Raw genomic sequence first — 7,858 nt, forward strand, 5'->3', positions numbered from 1 at the left:
GGCTGTGTCGGCGTTGGGTTGGTCGGTGGGGTCTGCGGTGGAGGGCGCGGGTCGCCGCAGCAGGCCCGGCCCGGCTGACGCGGGCGGGCCGACCGGTTCCCGCTCGACCGGGGCCGCGACGTGCGGGACGTGGTCCCGGTCCGATCGGCCTTCGCGGCCCGAGCCACGGACCACCGGCTCCGGCGCGAGGGCGTCGAGCGACTCCGGCTGCACCGGCGCGAGGGCACCGAGGGGCTCCGCCTGCACCGGCGCGAGGGCGCCGAGGGGCTCCGGCTCGGCCGGGGCTAGATCGTCGAGGAGCGGCCGACGGCTGGAGGTGCGGACGCCGGAGTGTTCGGCGTCGGCCGCCTCACCGCCGGCGGGTCGAGGTTCCTCGGGCCGGGCGGGACCGACCCCGGGCCGGCCGTTGCCGCGGCGCGGGCTGGGTGCCGGCCGGGCCGACAGCAACCGGGGCGGCACCGCCTCGGGGGCCGTGACCGGGGCCAACCCGGCCACCACGGTGTTGACGATCTCGGCAGCGTAGGAGCCGTCCGGGTCGTAGTCCGGGTCGAAGACGGTCAGCTCGACGCCGAGGCAGTGCGGGGTGTCGACCAGGCCGGCGAGCAGGATCTCCAGCTCGGCGAAGGCGATCCCGCCCGGGTCCGGCGCGTCCACGGCGGGCATCACCGCCGGGTCGAGCACGTCCACGTCGATGTGCACCCAGTAGCCCGCGCAGTCGGCGAGCTGCTCATGGGCCCACTGGGCCGTCCGGGCGGCGCCCTCGGCGCGCAGCGCCGGCACCGGCCGGGTGACGATCCCGGCCGCCTGGAGGTCGAGCCGGTATTCGTCCTGCGCCCGGATGCCGAGCACCACCACGTCGATGTCCCGGAAGTAGGGTCGACGCCCCTCCAGCGCGGCCAGGTCGGCCTGCCCGCGCCCGGTGACCAGGGCCAGGTCCTCGCCGGCCGCCGCGCCCACGTAGGAGGCGTTGCCGGGGTGCCGGAAGTCGGAGTGCCCGTCCACGAAGACCAGCCCGATGCGTCCGCCGACCGCTTCGCCGAGGCGGTGCATGGCCAGCGCCGAGCCGAGCAGCACGGAACAGTCGCCGCCCAGCACCACCGGGAACTCGCCCCGGTCGATGATCGAGCCGATCCGCTCGGCGAGCGCCAGCGAGTAGTCGGCGATCTCCCGGGCGTGGCACACCCCGTCGCCGGGCCGCCAGTCGCCCGGGTCGTACCGGGGCGGGGTGATGCAGCCCGCGTCGCGGGCCCGCAGTCGGGCCAGCAGGTCGTGGTCGCGCAGCGCGCCGGGCGCCTTGGCGCAGCCCGGGACCGAGGTGGACGTCGGCGGCCGCAGACCGAGATTTGTCGGCGCGTCGAGGACGGCGATCCGGCGCATCATGAGCTCCCGTCCTCGGTGGTCGGGCGGGCCGGCCGGAACGCCGGCCCGCGCTGGCGTGCTACGAACTCAGAACAGGGCGCTGGCCAGGGCCCGGCGTGCCGAGGCGACCGCCGGATCATCCGGGCCGGCGATGGTGAACAGCGAGACCAGGTGCTGGCGTACGGTCTCGCGGTCCTCGCCGGCGGTGCGCCGGACCAGGCCGACGAGCCGGGCGTAGGCCTGGTCGGCCAGGCCGCTGAGCACCTCGATGTCGGCGGCCAGCAGCTGGGCCGCCACGTCGTCGGGGGCGCTCTCGGCGGCGGCCAGCGCGGCTGCCGGGTCGGCGCCGGCCACCCGGCGTGCCACCCCGACCTGGGCCAGACCCGCCTCGGCCGCGGCGTCCGCCGGGCTGTCGGCCAGGATCTTGCGGTACGCCCGCTCGGCGGCGTCCAGGTCGCCGCTCATCAGCGCGTCGTCCGCCTCGTCGAGGCGGGGGTCCTCCGGCTCGGCGACGGCCACTCCACCGGCCTTGAGCACCGCCTGGATCCACTGGCGCAGCTGCGCCTCGGGCACCACGCCGGAGAAGGCGTCGATCGGCTGGCCGCCGACCACCGCGTAGACCATGGGGATGCCCTGGACCCGGAACATCTGGGCGATCCGGGGATTTTCCTGCACGTCGACCCGGGCCAGCACCCAGGTGCCGCCGCTCTCGGCGGCCAGCCGCTCCAGCACCGGGGCGAACTCGTCGCTCTCCGGGAAGCCGGCCGCGCCGAAGAAGACGATGACCGGCATGGCCATCGACCGCTCGAGCACGTCGGCCTGGATGGTCGCCTCGGTGACGTCGACGATGGCGGCGTCACCGCCGGCGGCGGGTGCGCCGGGATTGCCGGCGGACGGGCCGCCCTGCGGGGGTGTGCCGGGGCGGGTACTGGCTGGTGCGGGGCCGCGCAGCGTGCTGAGGTCGACCGCGCCGCGGGTGAAGATCGACGAGGTGATCCGTGGGTCGCTCATGGTTACCTAGTCTCGCACGTGAGCCCGCGATCTCCGCTCACCCGCAACTGGGACGTTGCAACTCTCACCCGCACCGCCCCAACCCCGTGATCATGCACTTTCTGCCCCGGAGACGCGGCATCTGCGGCATCTGCCGGGGCACAGGTGCACGACCGACGGGTGGGGAACGGGGGTCAGAAGCGCGCGGGCTCCCGGTAGGTGCCCCACTCGGCGCGCAGGGCGTCGCAGATCTCGCCGAGGGTGGCCTCGGCGCGGACGGCGTCGAGCATGGCGGGGATCATGTTCTCGTCGGTGCGGCTGGCGTCGACCATCCGGGCGACCGCCGCGCGGACCGCGGACTCGTCCCGGGCGCCCTTGCGCTCGGCGAGCACCCGGCGCTGCTCCAGCTCCACCTCGTGCGAGATGCGCAGGATCTCCAGCTCCTTGGCGACCGTGCCGGTGTGGCAGTTGACGCCGACGATCTTCTTGTCGCCCTTCTCCAGCGCCTGCTGGTAGACGAAGGCCGACTCGGCGATGTGCCCGGTGAACCAGCCGTCCTCGATGCCGCGCAGGATGCCGGAGGTCATCGGGCCGATCTGGTGCGGCCCCTCCCCGCCGAGCTGCCGGATCCGGGCGAAGATCTCCTCCGCCTCAGCCTCGATCTTGTCGGTCAGCGCCTCCACGTACCAGGAGCCGCCGAGCGGGTCGGCCACGTTGACCACGCCGGTCTCCTCCATCAGCACCTGCTGGGTACGCAGGGCGATCTCGGCCGACTCGTCGGTGGGCAGCGCCAGGGTCTCGTCCAGCGCGTTGGTGTGCAGCGAGTTGGTCCCGCCGAGCACCGCGGCCAACGCCTCGACGGCGGTGCGTACGACGTTGTTGACCGGCTGCTGGGCGGTCAGCGACACCCCGGCGGTCTGCGTGTGGAACCGCAGCCACAGGGCCTTCTCACTGGTCGCTCCGTAGACGTCGCGCAGCCAGCGGGCCCAGATCCGGCGCGCGGCGCGGAACTTGGCGATCTCCTCGAAGAAGTCGAGGTGCGAGTCGAAGAAGAAGCTGAGCCCCGGCGCGAAGACGTTGACGTCCAGCCCGCGGCTCAGGCCCAGCTCCACGTAGCCGAAACCGTCGGCCAGGGTGTACGCCAGCTCCTGCGCGGCGGTCGAACCGGCCTCGCGGATGTGGTAGCCGGAGACCGACAGCGGCTTGTAGCGCGGGATCTCCCGGGCGCAGTACTCCATCAGGTCGCCGATCAGGCGCAGGTGCGGCTCGGGGTCGAAGAGCCACTCCTTCTGCGCGATGTACTCCTTGAAGATGTCGGTCTGCAGCGTGCCGTCCAGCTTGGACAGGTCGGCGCCCTGCCGCTCGGCGGCGACCAGGTACATGCAGAACACCGGCACGGCCGGGCCGGAGATGGTCATCGAGGTGGTGACGCCGGCCAGGTCGATGCCGTCGAAGAGCGCCTCCATGTCGGTGGCGGTGTCGATGGCGACGCCGCAGTGGCCGACCTCGCCGAGCGCCTGCGGGTCGTCCGAGTCGCGGCCCATCAGCGTCGGCATGTCGAACGCGACCGAGAGGCCACCGCCGCCCGCGCCGAGGATCATCTTGTAGCGCTCGTTGGTCTGCTGGGCGTTGCCGAAGCCGGCGAACTGCCGGATCGTCCAGGTCCGCCCGCGGTAGCCGGTCGGGTGCAGGCCCCGGGTGTACGGGTACTCGCCCGGCCAGCCGATGCGCTCGAACCCCGGGTAGGCGGCGCCCTCGGGCGGCCCGTAGACCGGATCGACCGGCATCCCGGAGAGCGTGGTGAAGTCCGCGTCCCGCTTGCGCGCGGAGTCGTACCGGGCCTGCCAGCGTGCCCGTCCGGCGGCGATCTCGTCGGCGTCCATGCGCAGGGCTCCTCCTCGGTCCTCGACTGCACGTCGAGTGTAGAGCCCTTGCCTGAACGATCGCTAAGTCACGTCGTACCGGTGGGTAACCTGAGCTGCGTCGACGGTCAGATGATCGGCGTCGCCGGCCCGCCCATCGCCACGTCGTCGACCCGGATGTTGACCTCGTCCACCCGCAGCCCGTACGCCTCGACCGCCTCGGTGACCCGGGCCCGCACCTGCCCGGTGATCTCCGGCACCGGCTGACCGGCCTGGATGACGAGCACCAGGTTGACCACGGCGGCGTCCCCGGTCACATGCGCCGAGCAGCCCCGCCGGGCATCGCCCACCTGGTCCAGCCCGACCCGGTCGAGGACCGAGTTGAAGAACCGGGCGACGTCCCCGCCCAACTCGGCCACGCCGGGCACCGCGCGCGCCGCCGCGACGGCGATCTTCTCGATCACCTCGTCGGAGACCTGCGTCGACCCGCCGGCCACCGCTGGCACCGTGGTCAGCTCCTGCGTCGCCTCGTGGTTCACGTCCCGCTCCCCCTGCTCCTCGCGCCACCGCGCCGGCACACCGGCCGGCCCCCACCGCCGTGGGGCGGTGCGAGCCTACAAGGACGGCGGGACGCGAGGGTGTCCCCGGTGGACGGTCAGCGGGCGACCTGGGCGAGCAGGGCGTCCGCCGCCGCGTACGGGTCGAGCGCGCCCTCGGCCACCGTGGCGGCGAGCGTGGACAACTCCGTACCGTCGCGCAGTGAACCGATCCGGGCGCGGAGCACGCCGAGCGCGATGGCCTCGATCTCGGCGGCGGCCCGCGCCTCCTGGCGGCGGCGCAGCTCACCGTGCTCGACCAGCCAGCCACGGTGCTTGTCGATGGCGGCGGCGATGTCGTCGATGCCTTCACCACGGGCGGCGACCGAGCGGACCACCTGGGGCCGCCACATCCCCGGGCCGCGCTCGCCGAGAGCGATCATGCCCTGGATGTCGCGGACGGTGGCGTCGGCGCCGTCCCGGTCGGCCTTGTTGACCACGAACACGTCGGCGATCTCCAGGATGCCGGCCTTGACCGCCTGGATCGCGTCGCCCATGCCGGGAGCGAGCAGCACCAGCGTGGTGTCGGCCAGTGAGGCGACCTCCACCTCGGCCTGCCCGACGCCGACGGTCTCCACCAGCACCACGTCGCAGCCGGCGCCCTCCAGCACCCGGACCGCCTGCGGTGTCGCCGCGGCCAGTCCGCCGAGGTGCCCCCGGCTGGACATGGACCGGATGTAGACGCCCGGGTCGGTGGCGTGGTCCTGCATCCGCACCCGGTCACCGAGGATCGCACCGCCGGTGAACGGGCTGGACGGGTCGACCGCCAGCACGCCGACCCGGTGCCCACGCTCCCGCAGCGCGCGGACCAGCTCGTTGGTGGTGGTCGACTTGCCCACACCGGGCGAACCGGTCAGCCCCACCACCTGGGCCTGACCGGCGTACGGCGCCAGGGCGGCGGCGATCTCCGGCAGCAGCTCGTCGCCGTTCTCGACCAGCGTGATCAGTCGGGCCACCGCGCGAGGGTCACCCGCGCGGGCCCGCTCGACCAGCAGGGGCACGTCCCGGCTCCGGCGCACCGATGGCGCGCCGCCCGCCGGAACGTGCTCGACCGCTTCGCTCACTGGTTGGTCTCAGCCTTTCCCGGAACATGGATGATCAGCGCGTCGCCCTGGCCGCCACCGCCGCAGAGCGCGGCCGCGCCGGTGCCGCCGCCGCGCCGCTTCAGCTCCAGCGCGAGGGTGAGCACCAGTCGGGCGCCGGACATGCCGATCGGGTGGCCCAGCGCGATCGCGCCACCGTTGACGTTGACCTTGTCCGCGCTGATGCCCAGGTCACGGGTGGACTGGATGCCGACCTGGGCGAACGCCTCGTTGATCTCGATGAGGTCCAGGTCCTCGACGCTCAGGCCGCCCTTCTTCAGGGCGTGGTTGATCGCGTTGGACGGCTGCGAGTGCAGGGAGTTGTCCGGGCCCGCCACGTTGCCGTGCGCGCCGATCTCGGCCAGCCAGGTCAGCCCCAGCTCCTTGGCCTTCGCCATGCTCATCACGACCACCGCGGCGGCGCCGTCGGAGATCGGCGAGGAGCTGCCGGCGGTGATGGTGCCGTCCTTGGTGAACGCGGGACGCAGCTTGGCCAGCGACTCGGCGGTGGTGTCCGGACGGATGCCCTCGTCCTCGCTGATGACCAGCGGGTCGCCCTTGCGCTGCGGAATCATCACGGGGGTGATCTCGTCCGCGAAGTGGCCGTTCTTCTGGGCGGCGGCGGCCCGCTGGTGGCTGGCCGCGGCGAAGGCGTCCTGCTCCTCGCGGGAGATGCCGTGCTTCGTGCCGATCCGCTCGGTGGACTCGCCCATCGAGCAGCAGTCCCAGGCGTCGCTGAGCCCGTCGTGCGCCATGTGGTCCTTGACCACCACGTCGCCGTACTTGTAGCCGGAGCGCTGGCCGAGCAGCAGGTGCGGGGCGTTGGTCATCGACTCCATGCCGCCGGCCACCACGATGTCGAACTCGCCGGCCCGGATGAGCTGGTCGGCCAGGGCGATCGCGTCCAGGCCGGAGAGGCAGACCTTGTTGATGGTCAGCGCCGGCACGGACATCGGCACGCCGGCCTCGACCGCCGCCTGCCGGGCCGGGATCTGGCCGGCGCCGGCCTGCAACACCTGGCCCATGATCACGTACTGGACCTGGTCCGGGCTGACGCCGGCGCGCTCCAGCGCCGCCTTGATCGCGATCCCGCCGAGCTTCGTGGCCGGGAGGTCCTTGAGGTTGCCCAGCAGCCGCCCCATCGGGGTCCGCGCGCCGCTGACGATCACCGAAGCCATGCCTGCCTCCGAGGGGGGTGCCGAGCTGTACGCCTTAACGATTGTTCGGCCAGACTAGCGCCATGGCTGAGAACTCCCCCGCCGAGCCCGGTGCGGACTACGTCACAGACATCGGGCTTCGCAAGATTGACCACGTCGGAATCGCCGTGGCCGACCTGGACGCCGCGATCGACTTCTACCAGCGGACGTTCGGGATGCGCTGTGTGCACACCGAAACCAACGCTGAGCAGGGCGTCCGGGAAGCGATGCTGGCCGTCGGGCCGACCGCCGAGGGCGGCTGCGTGCAGCTGCTCGCCCCCCTCACGCCGGAGTCGACGATCGCCAAGTTCCTGGACCGCAACGGGCCGGGCGTGCAGCAGGTCGCGTACACGGTGGTGGACATCGACGTGGCCTGCGCCGCGCTGCGCGAGCGGGGCGTACGGCTGCTCTACGACGAGCCGCGGCGCGGCACCGCGGACTCCCGGATCAACTTCGTGCACCCCAAGGACGCCGGCGGCGTCCTGGTCGAACTCGTCGAACCCGCCACCACCCACTGACAAATCGCCCCGCCCCGGCTCTGACGCCGCGCCGCCGCGCGGGGCAAGACACCGCGCCGCCGCAGGGGGCAAGACGCCGCGCGGGGCAAGACGCCGCGCGGCCGACCTCTGACGCCGCGCCGCCGCGCGGGCAAGATCGCGCAACTTCGGGGATGTAGTGGCCTCCACCGCCCGCGAGGCAACTACATCCCCGATGTTGTCGCCTCCGCCCGTCGCTCCCCCGTCGCCTCCGCCCGTCGCCTCCACCCGTCGCCC

At 73.2% G+C, this 7,858-nt stretch carries 6 protein-coding genes and 1 pseudogene; 1 reads left to right on the plus strand and 6 read right to left on the minus strand.

All coding sequences use genetic code 11. The annotated features are described in order from the left end of the window. Window positions 1–411: 411 nt before the first annotated feature. The 6 genes and pseudogenes from EAD89_RS30025 to EAD89_RS30050 all read right to left on the minus strand — a co-directional run. Window positions 412–1,380, minus strand: a pseudogene (locus tag EAD89_RS30025) (arginase family protein); the annotation flags it as partial. A gap of 66 nt (window positions 1,381–1,446) precedes the next feature. Then, on the minus strand, window positions 1,447–2,370 hold the full coding sequence (locus EAD89_RS30030) for a tetratricopeptide repeat protein (protein ID WP_121678032.1): 924 nt from the start codon (window positions 2,368–2,370) through the stop codon (window positions 1,447–1,449). A 173-nt stretch (window positions 2,371–2,543) separates the two neighbouring features. Then, on the minus strand, window positions 2,544–4,232 hold the full coding sequence (locus tag EAD89_RS30035; protein ID WP_121652527.1) for a methylmalonyl-CoA mutase: 1,689 nt from the start codon (window positions 4,230–4,232) through the stop codon (window positions 2,544–2,546). 107 nt (window positions 4,233–4,339) lie between these two features. Further along, a complete protein-coding gene (locus EAD89_RS30040; protein WP_121678034.1) occupies window positions 4,340–4,750 on the minus strand; it encodes an Asp23/Gls24 family envelope stress response protein in 411 nt (136 codons plus the stop codon). Between the two features lie 116 nt (window positions 4,751–4,866). Beyond that, window positions 4,867–5,871 carry a methylmalonyl Co-A mutase-associated GTPase MeaB gene (gene meaB / locus EAD89_RS30045; protein WP_121652529.1) on the minus strand — a complete coding sequence of 335 codons (1,005 nt, stop codon included), beginning with the start codon at window positions 5,869–5,871 and terminating at the stop codon, window positions 4,867–4,869. Then, window positions 5,868–7,067, minus strand: a complete 1,200-nt coding sequence (locus EAD89_RS30050; protein ID WP_121678033.1) for an acetyl-CoA C-acetyltransferase — start codon at window positions 7,065–7,067, stop codon at window positions 5,868–5,870. Before EAD89_RS30050 ends, meaB begins: the two co-directional genes overlap by 4 nt. Window positions 7,068–7,129: 62 nt before the next feature. Here EAD89_RS30050 and mce point away from each other — a divergent pair, with 62 nt between their 5' ends. Then, entirely contained in the window at window positions 7,130–7,603 is a 474-nt protein-coding gene (gene mce, locus EAD89_RS30055; protein WP_121652531.1) for a methylmalonyl-CoA epimerase, read from the plus strand. The last annotated feature ends 255 nt before the right edge of the window (window positions 7,604–7,858 follow it).

The sequence above is a fragment of the Micromonospora sp. BL4 genome, from assembly GCF_003667505.1.
Classification (GTDB): domain Bacteria; phylum Actinomycetota; class Actinomycetes; order Mycobacteriales; family Micromonosporaceae; genus Micromonospora.